Genomic DNA, 15,467 nt, shown 5'->3' with positions numbered 1-15,467 from the left:
AGGCCGGTGGATCGCTCCACCGGCCTCTTCTTGTCATAGCGAGAGCGTTGGACTTAGAAGTCCATGCCGCCCATGCCGCCCATGCCACCGCCGGGCATACCCATCGGTGCCTTGTCGTCGGCAGGCATTTCGGAGATCGCCGCTTCGGTGGTGATCAGCAGGCCAGCGACCGAGGCCGCGTCCTGCAGCGCCGCACGAACGACCTTGGTCGGGTCGATCACGCCGGCTTCCACCAGGTTTTCATAGACGTCGGTCGAGGCGTTGAAACCACGGGTCTCGTCATTTTCGCGAAGCAGGTTGCCGGCAACCACGGCACCGTCAACGCCCGCATTCTGGGCGATCTGGCGCAGCGGCGCTTCGATCGCCTTGCGGATGATGTCGATACCACGGGTCTGGTCGTCATTCGCGCCCTTCATGCCGGCCAAAGCCTTGGTCGCATAGAGGAGAGCGGTGCCGCCGCCAGGAACGATGCCTTCTTCAACGGCCGCACGGGTGGCGTGCAGCGCGTCGTCGACGCGGTCCTTGCGTTCCTTGACTTCGACTTCCGAAGCGCCGCCAACCTTGATAACGGCCACGCCGCCAGCAAGCTTCGCCAGACGTTCCTGCAGCTTTTCACGGTCATAGTCCGAGGTGGTGTTCTCGATCTGCTGACGGATCTGCTCGGTACGGCCCTTGATCGAGTCATGGTCGCCAGCGCCATCGACGATGACGGTGTTGTCCTTGTCGATGGTGACGCGCTTGGCGGTGCCGAGCATCGCCAGCGTGACGTTCTCCAGCTTGATGCCCAGATCTTCGGAAATCACTTCGCCCTTGGTCAGGACAGCGATATCTTCCAGCATCGCCTTGCGACGATCGCCAAAGCCGGGAGCCTTGACCGCTGCGACCTTCAGGCCACCGCGCAGCTTGTTGACGACCAGGGTCGCCAGCGCTTCGCCTTCGATATCTTCAGCGATGATCAGCAGGGGACGACCCGACTGAACGACCGCTTCGAGGATCGGCAGGATCGACTGGAGGTTGCTGAGCTTCTTTTCGTGGATCAGAATGTACGGATCAGCCAGCTCTACAGCCATCTTTTCCGGGTTCGTCACGAAATAGGGCGACAGGTAGCCGCGGTCGAACTGCATACCTTCGACGACGTCCAGCTCGAATTCGAGACCCTTGGCTTCTTCAACCGTGATCACGCCTTCCTTGCCGACGCGCTCCATGGCTTCGGCGATCTTTTCGCCAACCACGGTGTCGCCATTGGCCGAGATGATGCCGACCTGGGCAATTTCCTTGGTCCCGGCGACGGGCTTGGAACGGGCCTTGAGGTCCTCGACAACCTTGACGACGGCCAGATCGATGCCGCGCTTCAGGTCCATCGGGTTCATGCCGGCGGCAACCGACTTCATGCCTTCACGAACGATCGCCTGCGCCAGGACGGTCGCAGTGGTCGTGCCGTCGCCAGCAATGTCGTTGGTCTTGGAAGCGACTTCGCGCACCATCTGGGCGCCCATATTCTCGAACTTGTCCTTGAGTTCGATTTCCTTGGCGACGCTGACGCCGTCCTTGGTGATACGGGGCGCGCCGAAGCTCTTGTCGATGACGACGTTGCGGCCCTTTGGCCCCAAGGTCACCTTGACCGCGTCGGCCAGGATGTCGACACCGCGCAGAATGCGCTCACGAGCGTCGCGGGAAAATTTTACGTCTTTTGCAGCCATGGGAAAAACCCTCTTTCTTGCAAATTAGGAAATGGAAGAAGTCAGAAAATCTCAGGCAACAACGCCAAGGATGTCCGATTCCTTCATGATCAGCAGGTCTTCACCGTCGACCTTGACTTCGGTGCCGGACCATTTGCCGAACAGGATGCGGTCGCCAGCCTTGACGTCGAGCGGGGTCACCTTGCCATCTTCAGCCTTCGAGCCGGTGCCGACGGAGACGATTTCGCCTTCTTGCGGCTTTTCCTTGGCGGTGTCGGGGATGATGATGCCACCGGCGGTCTTTGCTTCCGCTTCGATGCGGCGGACGAGAACACGGTCGTGCAATGGACGAAATGCCATGTTGATTGCCTTTCCCTTCTGTTTGGGATCGGTCCGGCGCGCGATCCGGGGATGAATCTCCCCGAAAACCGCCCTCGCCTTATCCTTGTCCCGATAAACTGCGTCGCTGTTAGCACTCATTGAGGTAGAGTGCTAGCGCGGCTTGATATGGCGCAACCGAAAGATCGGTCAAGACCTTCCATATGCATTTTTTCGCGACCGATGCTTTTCCATGCGACATCCTCCAGCGCCGTTGCGGTGCGGCGGGGTGCTTCCTACCTGACGTGGATCAGCATTCACGAGAGGCCTCTCCCCCATGAGCGATCCAACCTACACCCCGCCTGCCGTCTGGACGTGGGACAAGGCCAGTGGCGGCCAGTTCGCCAATATCAACCGGCCGATCGCGGGCGCGACCCATGACAAGGATCTGCCGGTGGGGCAGCATCCGCTCCAGCTCTACTCGCTGGCCACGCCCAATGGGCAGAAGGTCACGATCCTGCTGGAGGAATTGCTGGAGGCGGGATTTACTGCGGCGGAGTATGACGCCTGGCTGATCAAAATCGGCGATGGCGACCAGTTTTCCAGCGGCTTCGTGGCGGTCAATCCCAACAGCAAGATCCCCGCGCTGATGGACCATAGCGTCTCCCCGCCGCAGCGCGTGTTCGAATCGGGCGCGATCCTGCTCTATCTGGCCGAAAAGTTCGGCGCCTTCCTGCCGACCGATCCCGCCAAGCGGACAGCCGCGCTCAGCTGGCTGTTCTGGCAGATGGGCAGCGCCCCTTTGCTGGGCGGCGGCTTTGGCCATTTCTACGCCTATGCCCCGGAAAAATATGAATATCCGATCAATCGCTACACGATGGAAGTGAAGCGGCAGCTCGACGTGCTGGATCGGCATCTGGCGGACAATGCGTATGTCGCAGGCGACGAATATAGCATCGCGGACATCGCCATCTGGCCCTGGTATGGCGGCGTCGTGCTGGGCTACGCCTATGACGCCGCGGAATTTCTGGATGCGGCCAGCTACACCAACCTGCTGCGCTGGGCGCGACAGATCGACGCCCGCCCGGCGGTGACGCGCGGGCGCAAGGTCAACAAGATCAACGGCCCGCTCGACGGACAATTGCATGAGCGCCACGACGCGGGCGACTTCGCGACGAAAACGCAGGATAAGGTTGAGGGGGCGGCATAAGAGTCTGTTTGGAAAAGCGCGAAAGGGCGCTTTTCAAGTGCGGTACCAGCCCGCTCCCCCGCCCGATCCAGTATCATCCTGTCGGGTGGTTGGGCGGGGGAGTGAGCCGGAACCGGCTTTCCCAAAAAACTCTAACGCCCCCTCCCCGTATCAATAGCCCACGGTGAAGCGCTGGCGGCTATGGCGCGGCGTTTCGATTTCATCGACCAGAGCGATGGCATAATCGGCATAGGATATGCTGCTCTTGCCATCCGCGTCACTCAGCAACTGGTCGGTGCCCAGCCGGAAATTGCCGGTGCGCGGGCCGACGAAGAAGAAGAGCGAGGGCGACACATAGGTCCAGTCGATGTCGTCCACGCCGCGCAGATAGTCGAGGAACGCCTTGCCCCGGCTGGCTTCGGGCAGATATTCCTTCGGGAAATCGGGCGTGCTGATCAGTGGCACACCCGGCGCCACCTCCAGACTGGCCGCACCGCCCACGACCAGATAGCGCGGCACGCCCGACTGGCGCACGACATCGACCAGCGACGCCGGGTCGGTATCGGAAAACATCACCGCACTGACCACGACATCATGACCTGCAATCGCTGCCGCCAGCGCTTCGGGATGGTTGACGTCGCCCGTAACCGCAGTGATCGCGGCATCCTTAACCGCATTTTCGGGATGACGGGCAATGGCTGTCACCTGATGCCCGCGCCGTGCCAGTTCCGCGCTGATTTCCTGCCCCGCACGACCCGTGCCGCCGATGATCGCTATTTTCATTTCCGTCTCCATATGTGGTTACCAATGGAAACCAGATAGAGATTTGGCTATCAGGGGTGCAAGAAGGCACTTTGCCTTCACCTGGTTACGCCGAGGATACTGCCCATGCCGTCCACTCCGCCGCCCCGCATCGGCGACGCCTATAATCCCGATTGCCCGACCCGGCACATTCTCGACCGGATCGGCGACAAATGGGCGGTGCTGGTGCTGCTTAGCCTGAAAGACGGCCCCGTGCGCTTCAACCTGCTGCGCCGCCGGATCGGCGCGATTTCGCAAAAGATGCTGTCGCAGACGTTGAAGAGCCTGGAGCGCGACGGGCTGGTCAGCCGCGCCGCCTTTGCGACCGTGCCGGTGACGGTGGAATATCGGCTGACCCCGCTGGCAGGCGGGCTGATCGGCATATTGGACCAGATTACCGGCTGGGCCGAAGCCCATGTCGGCGACATCATGGCCGCCCGGCGGGCGCATGATGTGGGGGTGGAGGCGCTGGCGGCTTAGGCTATTCACTTCTCCGTTGACGTTACCCCGCCGCCGTCACGATCGCCGCCCATTCCTCTTCGCTGATCACCGTAATGCCCAACGCCGCGGCCTGTTTGAGCTTACTCCCCGCCCCCGGCCCGGCGACCACCAGATCCGTCTTAGCACTGACCGATCCCGCCGCTTTGGCTCCCAGCCGTTCGGCCTGCGCCTTGGCCTCGTCGCGGCTCATGGTTTCCAGCTTGCCGGTGAACACAACGGTCTTGCCGGTGACGGCGCTGGCGGTGGTTTCCACGACGTAGGGCGGCGGCTTGACTTCTTCCAGCAGGTCCTCCCAAACCGCCACATTATGGGGTTCGTGGAAGAAATCGGCGAGCGCATGGCCCACCGCCGCACCGACATTCTCCACCCCGATATGGTCAGCAATCGCCTTGTCGCGCTTGGCGGGCGTGTCAAATGGCTGGTCGCGCAGGGCGATAATCTCTTCCGCCAACGCGCGCACGCCCGGCAGCGTGGTATAGCGTTTGAGCAGGTCACGCGCCGTCACCGCGCCGACATGGCGGATGCCCAGGCCAAAGAGCAGCCGCGCCGCGTCCGGCGCGCGCTTCGCCTCGATCGCGGCGAGCAGATTGTCGACCGACTTTTCCTTCCACCCTTCGCGACCGATCAGGTCAGGGCGATGGCGTTTCAGGCGGAAAATATCGGCCGGTTCGGTGATCCAGCCCAGGTCGAGAAACTCCTGGATCGACTTCTCGCCCAGCCCTTCGATATCCAGCGCAACCCGGCTGACGAAATGGCGCAGCCGCTCGAACCGCTGCGCGGGGCAGATCAGGCCGCCGGTGCAGCGATAATCGACCTCGCCCTCCTCACGCACCGCCTCGCTCTGGCAGATCGGGCATTCGGGCTTGAAGATATAGGGCGCGCCGGGACGGTCGCGGTCGAGATTGTCCACCACCTGCGGGATGACGTCGCCCGCGCGCTGGACGATGACGCGATCGCCGGGGCGCACGCCCAGCCGCGCAATCTCGTCGGCATTGTGCAGCGTGACGTTGGACACGACCACGCCGCCCACCGTCACCGGGGTCAGGCGGCCCACCGGGGTCAGCTTGCCGGTGCGCCCGACCTGAATGTCGATCGCCTCCAGCGTCGTCTGCGCCCGTTCGGCGGGGAATTTATGCGCGATCGCCCAGCGCGGTGCCTTGGCCACAAAGCCCAGCCGTTGCTGCCAATCGAGCCGGTCAACCTTATACACCACCCCGTCAATGTCGAAGGGCAGGTCGGCACGGGCGCTTTCGATGCTGCGATAATGGGCGAGCAGGGTTTCGAGGGTATCCACCCGCAGCAGCCGGTCCGACACCGGCAGACCCCAGGCGGCAATCGCCTGCATCACGCCCAATTGCGTGTCGGCGGGCAAGGCGCTGTGTGCGCCCCAGCCATGGGCCAGGAAGCGCAGCGGGCGGCTGGCGGTGACGGTCGCATCCTTCTGCCGCAGCGATCCGGCGGCGGCGTTGCGGGGATTGGCGAACTGGCGCGCCTTGTCCGGCTCGTCGGCCTCCGCCAGCAACCGGGCGTTGAGCGCGGCGAAATCCGCCTTGGCCATATAGACCTCGCCGCGCACCTCGAACAGGTCGGGGATCGCGTCGCCAGTCAGGCGCTGGGGTATATCAGCGATGGTGCGGACGTTGGCGGTTACATCCTCCCCCGTCGCGCCGTCGCCGCGCGTCGCGGCCAGCACCAGCTCGCCCTTCTCGTAACGCAGCGAACAGGACAGGCCGTCAATCTTCGGCTCGGCAGTCAGCGCGACCGGCGCATCGTCGGGCAGCGCAAGGAAGCGGCGGACGCGGGCAAGGAATTCGGCGATATCCTCGTCAGCGAACCCATTGTCGAGGCTCATCATGCGGACGGCGTGGGGGATTTTCTTGAGCGCGGAGGTCGGTGCCGCGCCCACCTGCGCATTGGGCGAATCGGCTCGGACGAGGTGCGGGAAGGCCGCTTCGAGTGCGTTGTTCTCGCGGATCAGCGCGTCATAGGCCGCGTCCGTAATCTCAGGCTGGTCCTGATCATGATAGAGCCGGTTATGCCTTGCCACCTCGCGCGCCAGACGCATCAAACGGTTGGCGGCTTCGGCTTCGGTGAGGGTGGAGGGGTCGGTCATGATCGCTCCATACCGCCCTCCGTTCGTCCTGAGTAGCCATTGAGCATAGTCGAAATGGCGTATCGAAGGATTGCGCCAGACGCAGACCCTTCGATACGGGCCTTCGACTTCGCTCAGTCCCTACTCAGGGCGAACGGGAATATACCATCAAACCCCCGCCACCGGCACTGTCTCGAACCGCTGCCCGAAACCGGCGGTGATCGGGCGGGTCTTGGCGATGGCGGCCTGCACGGCGGGGATTTTGAGCGAGGCCATGTGGTTTTCGCGGCTGTCCCACACTTCGGTGATCCACAGCGCATCGGGGTTGGCGGTGTCGAGCGCGATGACGTAGGACAGGCAGCCGGGCATCCCGGTCGTACCTTCGCGCAGATAGGTTAGCAATTCGTCGCGCTTGCCGGGTTTGGCGATCATCTGGCCGATCAGGCCGTAGCGCGGCTGGGCCGATTGCGCGGCGGCGGGGATGGCGCTGGCGGCCATGGCGGCGGCGGTCAGGCCGATCATGTCTCTGCGGTTATGGGTCATCGCGTCACTTCACTCCCTCCGTCCGTTTCGAGCCCTTCGACTGCCCGCCTGCGGCAGGCGGTCGAAGGGCTCGAAACGAACGGGTGTTGGTGGCTAAACCCGCTCCAGCAACCGTTCCGCCTGCGCCCGCGCCTCGGCTGTAATCTCCGCGCCCGACAGCATCCGCGCAATCTCCTCGCGCCGTTCCACATCGTCCAGCGCGTGAACGCCCGTCCGGGTGACCGTGCCATCGCTCGATTTGGCGATCAGCAGATGCCCCGCGCCGCGCGCCGCGACCTGTGGGCTGTGGGTGACGACCAAGATTTGGTTGCTGCGGGCGAGGCGCGAGAGGCGTTCGCCGATGGCGGACGCCACCGCGCCGCCGACGCCCCGGTCGATTTCGTCGAAGATCAGCGTGTCCGCCCCGCCCTGCTCCGCCAGCGCGACTTTGAGCGCCAGGATGAAGCGCGACAATTCGCCTCCGCTAGCGATCTTGGTCAGCGGGGCGAAGGGCGCGCCGGGGTTGGTCGAAATCTCGAATTCGACCCGGTCCATGCCCTGCCCGCTCCATTGCGCTTCATCGAGCGGCGCGACCACGGTGCGGAAACGGGCAGCGTCAAGTTTCAACGGCGCGAGTTCCGCCGCGACCGCCGCGTCCAGCTTGCCCGCCGCCAATTGGCGCTCACCCGACAAAGCCTGCGCCGCGGCGCGATAGGCCGCCGCCTTCTGCGCGACATCGGCCTCCAGCGCGGTGATATGCTCCTCCCCGCCTTCGATCGCGGTCAGGCGCGCGGCCATCTCGGCGCACAATTCCGCCAGATCATCGGGCTGGACCTGATGCTTGCGCGCCAGCCCGCGCAGATCGAACAAACGGGTTTCGATATCGTCCAGCCGGGCGGGATCGAAGCTCAAGGCCTCCGCCACCTCGGCCAGCCGGTCCTCCGCCTCGCCCGCCTCCACCACCGCGCGGTCCAGCGCCTCCAGCACGGCGGCCAGTCGCTCATCCTCCGCCGCGATCCGGTCCAGCCGCCGCGCCGCCTGCCGCAACTGGGCAAGGCCACCGTCGGAGCCGGTCAGGCAATCGGCGATCGCCGACAGATCGTCGGTCAGGCGCGCACCCTTCTGCATCGACGCGCGTTCTTCAGCCAGCGTCGCCTCCTCGCCCGGCTGCGCCCCGAAGCGGGTGAGTTCATCGACGGCATGGGCCAGATAATCGCGGTCGCGCGCCGCCGTATCCACGGTAGCACGCGCCTCAGCCAATGCACTCGCCGCCTTGCGCCACGCCCCATGCGCCGCGCCGACCGCGCCCGCATCGCAGCGGCCATAGGCGTCGAGCAGCGCCCGATGCCCCCGCGCATTGAGCAGCCCGCGATCGTCATGCTGGCCGTGAATTTCGACCAAACACCCGCCCAACTCGCGCAGCAGCGCCGCCGAACAGGCCGAATCATTGACGAAAGCACGGCTGCCGCCATCAGCCTTCACCGTGCGGCGAATGAGCAGCGGCTCGCCCGGCTCCATGTCGATGCCATTGTCCGCCAGCAGCATCGCGGCGCGATGGTCGGCGGGCGGCGGGTCGAAGGTCGCGGTGACGCTGGCCTGCGCCTCGCCATTGCGGACCAGGCCGCTATCGGCCCGCGCGCCCAGCGCCAGCCCCAGCGAATCGAGCAGGATCGATTTGCCCGCGCCCGTCTCCCCGGTCAGCACGGACAGGCCCGCACCGAAATCCAGGTCCAGCGCCTCGATCAACACGACATTGCGGATGGACAAAGCACTCAGCATGACGCGCTTCTACCCGTCAATGGACAAAAGGGGAACAGGCAAGAAAGGCGATTACGCCTTGCTGCCATGTTCCTGCATCAGCTTGTAGCTGCGCTCATACCATTTGGTACCGGGATAGTTGGCGCCCAGCACGGCGGCAGCCTTGCGCGCTTCGTCGGGGATGCCGAGCGAGAGATAGGATTCGACCAGCCGTTCCAGCGCTTCGGGCGTGTGCGTCGTGGTCTGATATTTGTCGATGACGACCCGGAACCGCAGCGTGGCGGCCAGCCACTGGCCACGCCGCTGGTAGAAGCGGCCAACTTCCATTTCCTTGCCGGCCAGATGGTCGTTGACCAGATCGACCTTCAACCGCGCGTCGGCGGCATAGCGAGTGCCGGGATAGCGGCGGATCAGTTCGCCGAGCGAATCCAGCGCCTGCTGCGTAATCTTCTGGTCGCGGCTGACATCGGCAATCTGCTCATAATAGCAAAGCGCGATCAGATAATAAGCGTAAGGCGCGTCCTTGTTGCCGGTATGGATCGACAGGAAGCGCTGCGATGCCGAAATGGATTCGGCATAGTCGCTGTTCATATAGTAGCTGAACGCCGACATGAGCTGCGCCCGGCGCGCCCAGGGCGAATAGGGATGCTGGCGCTCCACCTCGTCAAACAGGGCCGCAGCAAGCTTATACTGGCCGCGATCGAGCCGGTCCTTGCCGCTATTATAGAGGGTGGACACGTCGCGGGCGACATATTGGGTGTCGGCCTTGTTCTTGGACGTCGCGCAGCCTGCAAGCAGGGTGGCAAGCAGAAGCGGGGCGGTGGCCGCGCCGATGCGCGTTACAGTTTTCATCAGCATGGGGCGGGTCATAGCCGAGGGACACGCCGCCGCCAAGCGGCAGAATGGAGTCACGCTCAACAGGCCGTCCGCGCCGGCAGATCGAGCCGCGCGACCGCGCCGCCATTGCTCCCCGGCGTCAGCGAAAAGCGCCCGCCCAGCTGCACCGCCAGCGCATTGGCGATGCGCAGGCCCAGCGAATCGCTGGTGCCATGTTCAAAGTCCGGGGCAACGCCGTGGCCGTCATCAACGATGCGCAGCGCCAGCGCGCCCTGCGCCTCCTCCAGCGTCACCACGACCTTGCCGGGCCGGTCGGGCAGGCCATGCTCTATCGCATTGCTGACCGATTCCGCGACGATCAGCGCCAGCGGGACGGTGATGGACGGCTCGATCGTCAGCCCGTCAGGTGCGGTCACCGCAACATCTATGTCCGTACGGCCACTAGCCTCCAGCACATCATCGGACAACGCGGTCAGGAAGGCACGAATATCCTGCCCCGCGCCCGACGGGTCATAGAGTGCGCGGCTGATGCGGCCGACCAGTCCCAGCCGGGCCGAGGCATCGTCCAGCGCCTTGCGCGCCACATCATGATCCACATAGCGCCGCTGGAGCGACAGCATGGCGGCGACGACCTGCAGATTGTTGGACACGCGATGCTGAAGTTCGTGGAACAGAAGCTCGCGATTTTCCGCCAGCGCCCGGCTGCGTTCACGCTCCACCGCCAGATGAAAATTGGCGCGCTGCATGAAGTGGATCAGCAGGATATCGACCACCACCACGCCAGTGTAGAAAAGCATGGCCACGGCCACCGCCGGGTTCATCACAAAGCTGTAGAAGGGCGGGATGAAAACATACCAGGACAGCAGGCCACAAAATATCGCGGTGAAAATGCCGGGCCTTACCCCGAACAGGAAGGAGGAGAGAATGACCGCCGGAAAGAAAGTGACGAAGGGATAGCCGTTGGGCAGCAGCGGTTCAGCCGCGATGCGCAGCATGAAGGCCGCGCCGCAAAAAAGCAGCGACAAGATATAGGCATAGGCTGGCCGATCGAGGACGAGCGGCAGGCGTTCGACAAAGCGCTCATTGCTCCGCTGCATGATGTTCCCCAAATGGTCCATCGTTACAGTAGCAGAACCTTAAGCCGATGCCTTGATCGAAATTAGTCCATTGCGCAGCCGACATAAAAAAAAAAGGGGCGCCCGGTTGAACCGGACGCCCCATTTTTTATTCGGTTCGTCGGATGGACGATCAATCCTGGGTCAGGAAGTCGGGCAGGCCGCCCGGTGCCGGGCCGTCATCATTGCCGCCTTCGCTGCGTTCGCGACGCGGGCCACGATCGCCACCATCGCGGCGCGGACCACGACCACGATCACCACCTTCGCGACGCGGGCCACGGTCACCACCGCCATCGCGGCGCGGACCACGATCGCCACGGGGTTCGCGCGCTTCACGGGCAGGACGGGTGTCCTCCAGCTCTGCGCCGGTTTCCTGATCGACGACGCGCATCGACAGGCGAACCTTGCCGCGCGGATCGATTTCGAGAACCTTGACCTTCACTTCCTGGCCTTCCGACACGACGTCGGTCGGCTTTTCGACGCGCTCATTCTTCATTTCGGAGACGTGGACGAGGCCGTCCTTGCCACCCATGAAGTTCACGAACGCCCCGAAATCGACGATGTTCACGACCTTGCCGTCATAAATCTTGCCGACTTCCGCTTCCTGCGTGATGCCAAGGATCCACTTGCGGGCCGCTTCGATCTGCGCCGGGTCGGACGAGCTGATCTTGATCAGGCCTTCATCGTCAATGTCGACCTTCGCGCCGGTTTCGGCGACGATTTCACGGATGACCTTGCCGCCGGTGCCGATGACTTCGCGGATCTTCGACTTGTCGATCTGCAACGTCTCGATGCGCGGGGCATGGGCCGACAGCTCGGTGCGGGTCGAGGACAGCGCCTTGCTCATTTCGCCAAGGATATGCGCGCGGCCTTCCTTCGCCTGGGTCAGCGCGGCTTCGAAGATTTCGCGGGTGATGCCCGCAATCTTGATGTCCATCTGCATCGTGGTGATGCCTTCGGACGTGCCGGCAACCTTGAAGTCCATGTCGCCGAGGTGATCTTCGTCACCCAGGATGTCGGACAGGACGGCAAAGTTCTTGCCTTCCAGGATCAGGCCCATGGCGATGCCGGACACGGGGCGCTTCAACGGCACACCGGCGTCCATCATCGAAAGCGAACCGCCGCAGACGGTCGCCATCGAGGAGGAACCGTTCGACTCGGTAATGTCGGACAGGACGCGGATCGTGTAGGGGAACTCGTCCTTGCTCGGCAGCACGGGGTGCAGCGCACGCCATGCGAGCTTCCCATGACCCACTTCACGACGACCCGGCGCGCCGAAGCGGCCGACTTCACCGACCGAATAGGGCGGGAAGTTATAATGCAGCATGAAGTTTTCATAATGCAGGCCAGTCAGGCCATCGATCATCTGTTCAGCGTCCTTGGTGCCCAGCGTGGTGGTGCAGATGGACTGCGTTTCACCACGCGTGAACAGGGCCGAACCATGGGTGCGGGGCAGGAAGCCGACCATCGCTTCGATCGGGCGGATCTGCGTGGTGGTGCGGCCATCGATGCGCTTGCCGTCCTTCAGGATGGCGCCGCGCACGATTTCCGCTTCCAGCTTCTTGGTCAGCTTGATGCCGGCCATCACGGTCTGGGCGTCCAGGCCGTCGGCGGTGAACTTCGCCTTCGCCTTGGCACGGGCTTCGTTCAGCGCGTTGGAACGGGCCGACTTGTCGGTCAGCTTGTAGGCGGCGGCAATGTCCTTGCCGATCAGCTTCTTGAGCTTGGCCTTCAATTCGACCAGGTCATCGCTCTTGGCCATGTCCCATGGATCCTTGGCCGCTTTTTCAGCCAGGCTGATGATGGCGTCGACAATCTTCTTGCTCGCTTCATGCGCGAACAGGACGGCGCCCAGCATGATTTCTTCCGACAGCTCTTTTGCTTCGGATTCGACCATCATGACCGCGTCGTAGGTGGCGGCAACGACCAAGTCGAGTTCGCCGGTCTTGACCTCGTCCAGCGACGGGTTGAGCTGATATTCGCCATCCTTGTAGCCGACGCGCGCCGCGCCGATCGGACCCATAAAGGGCACGCCCGACAGGGTCAGCGCAGCGGACGCCGCGATCATCGCCACCATGTCCGGCTCGCTTTCGCCATCGAACGACAGCACCTGGGCGATGACGTTGATTTCGTTGTAGAAGCCTTCGGGGAACAGCGGGCGGATAGGACGGTCGATCAGGCGGGAAACCAGCGTTTCCTTTTCGGTCGCCCCGCGCTCACGCTTGAAAAAGCCGCCGGGAATGCGGCCGGCGGCGGAATATTTTTCCTGATAGTGAACGGTCAGCGGGAAGAAATCCTGGCCTTCCTTCACGCTCTTGGCGGCGGTCACGGCGCACAGCACCACGGTCTCGCCATAGGTGGCCAGCACGGCGGCGTCAGCCTGGCGTGCGATACGGCCGGTTTCGAGGGTCAGCGTCTTGCCGGCCAGCTCGATCGATACTTTCTTGACATCAAACATAGTTTTTTCCTTCGCCCGCGTCGGCCCTATTGCCGGGCGGGGCCTTTGGCGGAGCCGGTGAGGCTCCATGGGTGAGAAGCGAACTCCTCATATCCGTTCGCGCTGAGCGAAGTCGAAGGGCTTAGCTGAGCAGAGGCGAAGCAAACTTCGCTTCGCTCAGTAGAAGGCTTCGACAAGCTCAGCCCGAACGGTGTGGGGAAATGTCCCCCATATCATGAGCGCCGTGCCGAATTGCCCGACGCCATGTTTCAGAATCAGAAACGGCCCCGCATGGGGGCCGTCCCGTTGAAGGTCTGCGTTACTTGCGCAGGCCCAGCTTGGCGATCAGGTCGGTGTAGCGCGCCTGATCCTTCTTCTTGAGATAGTCCAGCAGCGAACGACGCTTGTTGACCATCATCAGCAGACCACGACGGCTGTGATTATCCTTGTGGTGACCCTTGAAATGCTCGGTCAGGTTGGTGATCCGCTCGGTCAGGATCGAAACCTGAACCTCTGGCGAACCCGTGTCACCCTCGGCGCGGGCATATTCCTTGATCAGCGCTTCCTTGCGCTCGGCAGTAATCGTCATTTAGTCGTCATCCTTCGACATCAGGTTGAAACCGCGCACCACGATGATCTCGCGATCATCCGACCGGACCAGCGCGACGGGGATGTTCCCGTCCATCGCCAGATACAGGCCGGTGGTGGCAGCGATCCCGGTCAGAACCTTCCCCTGTCGGAGCATCAGGGCCTGATCGGGAGAGACGGGGAGAGCCGGGATGTCGTCCAGCCCCGCCGTCAGCGGCAGCATAAGGCTACCGATGGCGCGCTCGTTAGCAGCATGACGCAATTTGTCCAGCGAAATCGCGGAATCCAGGGTAAACGGCCCCGCCTTGATCCGGCGCAGCATGGTGACATGGCCGACAGTGCCCAGCGCCAGCGCAATGTCGCGGGCAAGGCTGCGGATATAGGTGCCCTTGGAAACATGGGCGCGCAGGGTGATGGCCTCCAATTCCTCCCCGGCACGGGGAGGGGGACCAGCCGCAGGCTGGTGGAGGGGGCTGGCATCCCGACGCAATCGGATGTCCAGCCGCCCGGCCCCTCCACCATCGCCTTCGGCGACGGTCCCCCTCCCCGTGCCGGGGAGGATTGAATAGACCGTCACCCCCCGCACCTTCATCTCCACATCCGCCCCCGCCCGTGCCAGATCATAGGCACGCTGGCCGTCGATCAGGATGGCGCTATAGGCCGGCGGCACCTGTTCGATCGCGCCGGTGAAGCGCGGCAGCACCGCCTCCACCTCCGCCAGCGTCGGCCGCACGTCACTTGTCGCGATCACCGCGCCTTCCAGGTCGAGCGTGTCGGTCTGCGCCCCGAACGCGATCGTGAAATCATAAATCTTGTCGCTGTCGAGCATCCGCCCGGCGAGCTTCGTCGCCTCGCCAATCGCGATCGGCAGCACGCCTGTCGCCAGCGGATCGAGCGTGCCGCCATGGCCGACCTTGCACCTGCCCGCCCCGCTGTCCCGCAGTGCGCGCTTGACCGCGCTGACCGCCTGGGTCGAACCAAGGCCATAGGGTTTGTCAAGGATGATCCAGCCGTGCATGGACGCGCGCCTACACGCCAGCCGCTCGCTTGTCAGCCGCCCATCTGTTCCCGATAATGGCGACGACAAAGCGCGACATAGCGGTCATTGCCGCCAATCTGCGTCTGCGCGCCATCGCGCACCGCGTCACCCTGCCCGTCCACGCGCAGGTTCATTATCGCCTTGCGCCCGCAATCGCACACGGTCTTGATCTCGCTCAGCGTGTCCGCCAGCCCCAGCAGATGGGCGCTGCCCTCGAACAATTCCCCGCGAAAATCGGTGCGCAGGCCATAGCAGAGGACCGGAATGTTGAGGTCATCGCACAGCCGCGCGATCTGCCACACCTGATCGCGTGTCAGAAATTGCGCTTCGTCGATCAGCACACAGGACAGAGGCGTGGCTTCATGCTGGCGCGCGACGGCGGCGAAAATATCGACCGCCGGATCGAACAGATGCGCGTCCGTCTCCAGCCCGATGCGCGACGCTATGCGACCATGCCCAAAGCGATCGTCGATCGCTGCGGTCCACAGCATCGTCGCCATGCCGCGCTCACGATAGTTGAAGCTCGATTGCAGCAGCGTCGCGGATTTGCCCGCATTCATCGAGCTATAGTAGAAATAGAGCTTGGCCATG

At 63.6% G+C, this 15,467-nt stretch carries 14 protein-coding genes; 2 read left to right on the top strand and 12 right to left on the bottom strand.

The genetic code is table 11. The annotated features are described in order from the left end of the window. Positions 1-53: 53 nt before the first annotated feature. Both groL and groES read right to left on the bottom strand, forming a co-directional pair. Complete coding sequence (groL, locus tag KRZ98_RS01160) at positions 54-1,700, bottom strand: chaperonin GroEL (RefSeq protein ID WP_217671828.1); 1,647 nt, start codon at positions 1,698-1,700, stop codon at positions 54-56. A gap of 51 nt (positions 1,701-1,751) precedes the next feature. Continuing rightward, positions 1,752-2,039: a co-chaperone GroES gene (groES, locus tag KRZ98_RS01155; protein WP_119745439.1), complete on the bottom strand. Its 288-nt coding sequence runs from the start codon at positions 2,037-2,039 to the stop codon at positions 1,752-1,754. A 295-nt stretch (positions 2,040-2,334) separates the two neighbouring features. Here groES and yghU point away from each other — a divergent pair, with 295 nt between their 5' ends. Beyond that, positions 2,335-3,207: a glutathione-dependent disulfide-bond oxidoreductase gene (gene yghU / locus KRZ98_RS01150; protein ID WP_217671827.1), complete on the top strand. Its 873-nt coding sequence runs from the start codon at positions 2,335-2,337 to the stop codon at positions 3,205-3,207. Between the two features lie 150 nt (positions 3,208-3,357). Here yghU and KRZ98_RS01145 read toward each other — a convergent pair whose 3' ends face one another. After that, a complete protein-coding gene (locus tag KRZ98_RS01145; protein ID WP_217671826.1) occupies positions 3,358-3,969 on the bottom strand; it encodes an NAD(P)-dependent oxidoreductase in 612 nt (203 codons plus the stop codon). Positions 3,970-4,074: 105 nt separating this feature from the next. Here KRZ98_RS01145 and KRZ98_RS01140 point away from each other — a divergent pair, with 105 nt between their 5' ends. Continuing rightward, entirely contained in the window at positions 4,075-4,467 is a 393-nt protein-coding gene (locus tag KRZ98_RS01140) for a helix-turn-helix domain-containing protein (RefSeq protein WP_217671825.1), read from the top strand. A 22-nt stretch (positions 4,468-4,489) separates the two neighbouring features. Here the strand turns inward: KRZ98_RS01140 and ligA are convergent, their stop codons facing one another. From ligA to KRZ98_RS01095, 9 genes are all read right to left on the bottom strand, one after another. Beyond that, entirely contained in the window at positions 4,490-6,601 is a 2,112-nt protein-coding gene (gene ligA, locus KRZ98_RS01135; RefSeq protein ID WP_217671824.1) for an NAD-dependent DNA ligase LigA, read from the bottom strand. Positions 6,602-6,748: 147 nt separating this feature from the next. Next, the gene (locus tag KRZ98_RS01130; protein ID WP_217671823.1) at positions 6,749-7,123 is read right to left on the bottom strand and encodes a putative quinol monooxygenase; all 375 of its coding nucleotides are present in this window, start codon (positions 7,121-7,123) and stop codon (positions 6,749-6,751) included. A gap of 93 nt (positions 7,124-7,216) precedes the next feature. Continuing rightward, entirely contained in the window at positions 7,217-8,881 is a 1,665-nt protein-coding gene (gene recN, locus KRZ98_RS01125) for a DNA repair protein RecN (protein ID WP_217671822.1), read from the bottom strand. A gap of 51 nt (positions 8,882-8,932) precedes the next feature. Further along, positions 8,933-9,718 (bottom strand): outer membrane protein assembly factor BamD, encoded by a 786-nt coding sequence (locus KRZ98_RS01120; RefSeq protein ID WP_217671821.1) that lies wholly within the window; start codon positions 9,716-9,718, stop codon positions 8,933-8,935. Positions 9,719-9,774: 56 nt separating this feature from the next. Beyond that, a complete protein-coding gene (locus tag KRZ98_RS01115; protein WP_217671820.1) occupies positions 9,775-10,794 on the bottom strand; it encodes a sensor histidine kinase in 1,020 nt (339 codons plus the stop codon). A gap of 151 nt (positions 10,795-10,945) precedes the next feature. Continuing rightward, positions 10,946-13,270 carry a polyribonucleotide nucleotidyltransferase gene (pnp, locus tag KRZ98_RS01110; RefSeq protein WP_217671819.1) on the bottom strand — a complete coding sequence of 775 codons (2,325 nt, stop codon included), beginning with the start codon at positions 13,268-13,270 and terminating at the stop codon, positions 10,946-10,948. 298 nt (positions 13,271-13,568) lie between these two features. Then, positions 13,569-13,838, bottom strand: coding sequence for a 30S ribosomal protein S15 (gene rpsO / locus KRZ98_RS01105; protein ID WP_119745455.1), 270 nt, complete (start codon positions 13,836-13,838; stop codon positions 13,569-13,571). Next, a complete protein-coding gene (truB, locus tag KRZ98_RS01100) occupies positions 13,839-14,855 on the bottom strand; it encodes a tRNA pseudouridine(55) synthase TruB (protein ID WP_217671818.1) in 1,017 nt (338 codons plus the stop codon). Positions 14,856-14,887: 32 nt separating this feature from the next. Continuing rightward, positions 14,888-15,466, bottom strand: a complete 579-nt coding sequence (locus KRZ98_RS01095; protein ID WP_217671817.1) for a thymidine kinase — start codon at positions 15,464-15,466, stop codon at positions 14,888-14,890. Between the last annotated feature and the right edge of the window lies 1 nt (position 15,467).

The sequence above is a fragment of the Sphingobium sp. AS12 genome, assembly GCF_019097845.1.
Classification (GTDB): domain Bacteria; phylum Pseudomonadota; class Alphaproteobacteria; order Sphingomonadales; family Sphingomonadaceae; genus Sphingobium.
This window is presented reverse-complemented; position numbering and strand designations above follow the sequence as displayed.

What these genes read in the sequence shown, in the direction of transcription:
- groL (WP_217671828.1), bottom strand. Translation starts at nt 1,700, where the DNA reads ATGGCTGCAAAAGACGTAAAATTTTCCCGCGACGCTCGTGAGCGCATT.
- groES (WP_119745439.1), bottom strand. Translation starts at nt 2,039, where the DNA reads ATGGCATTTCGTCCATTGCACGACCGTGTTCTCGTCCGCCGCATCGAA.
- yghU (WP_217671827.1), top strand. Translation starts at nt 2,335, where the DNA reads ATGAGCGATCCAACCTACACCCCGCCTGCCGTCTGGACGTGGGACAAG.
- KRZ98_RS01145 (WP_217671826.1), bottom strand. Translation starts at nt 3,969, where the DNA reads ATGAAAATAGCGATCATCGGCGGCACGGGTCGTGCGGGGCAGGAAATC.
- KRZ98_RS01140 (WP_217671825.1), top strand. Translation starts at nt 4,075, where the DNA reads ATGCCGTCCACTCCGCCGCCCCGCATCGGCGACGCCTATAATCCCGAT.
- ligA (WP_217671824.1), bottom strand. Translation starts at nt 6,601, where the DNA reads ATGACCGACCCCTCCACCCTCACCGAAGCCGAAGCCGCCAACCGTTTG.
- KRZ98_RS01130 (WP_217671823.1), bottom strand. Translation starts at nt 7,123, where the DNA reads ATGACCCATAACCGCAGAGACATGATCGGCCTGACCGCCGCCGCCATG.
- recN (WP_217671822.1), bottom strand. Translation starts at nt 8,881, where the DNA reads ATGCTGAGTGCTTTGTCCATCCGCAATGTCGTGTTGATCGAGGCGCTG.
- KRZ98_RS01120 (WP_217671821.1), bottom strand. Translation starts at nt 9,718, where the DNA reads ATGCTGATGAAAACTGTAACGCGCATCGGCGCGGCCACCGCCCCGCTT.
- KRZ98_RS01115 (WP_217671820.1), bottom strand. Translation starts at nt 10,794, where the DNA reads ATGCAGCGGAGCAATGAGCGCTTTGTCGAACGCCTGCCGCTCGTCCTC.
- pnp (WP_217671819.1), bottom strand. Translation starts at nt 13,270, where the DNA reads ATGTTTGATGTCAAGAAAGTATCGATCGAGCTGGCCGGCAAGACGCTG.
- rpsO (WP_119745455.1), bottom strand. Translation starts at nt 13,838, where the DNA reads ATGACGATTACTGCCGAGCGCAAGGAAGCGCTGATCAAGGAATATGCC.
- truB (WP_217671818.1), bottom strand. Translation starts at nt 14,855, where the DNA reads ATGCACGGCTGGATCATCCTTGACAAACCCTATGGCCTTGGTTCGACC.
- KRZ98_RS01095 (WP_217671817.1), bottom strand. Translation starts at nt 15,466, where the DNA reads ATGGCCAAGCTCTATTTCTACTATAGCTCGATGAATGCGGGCAAATCC.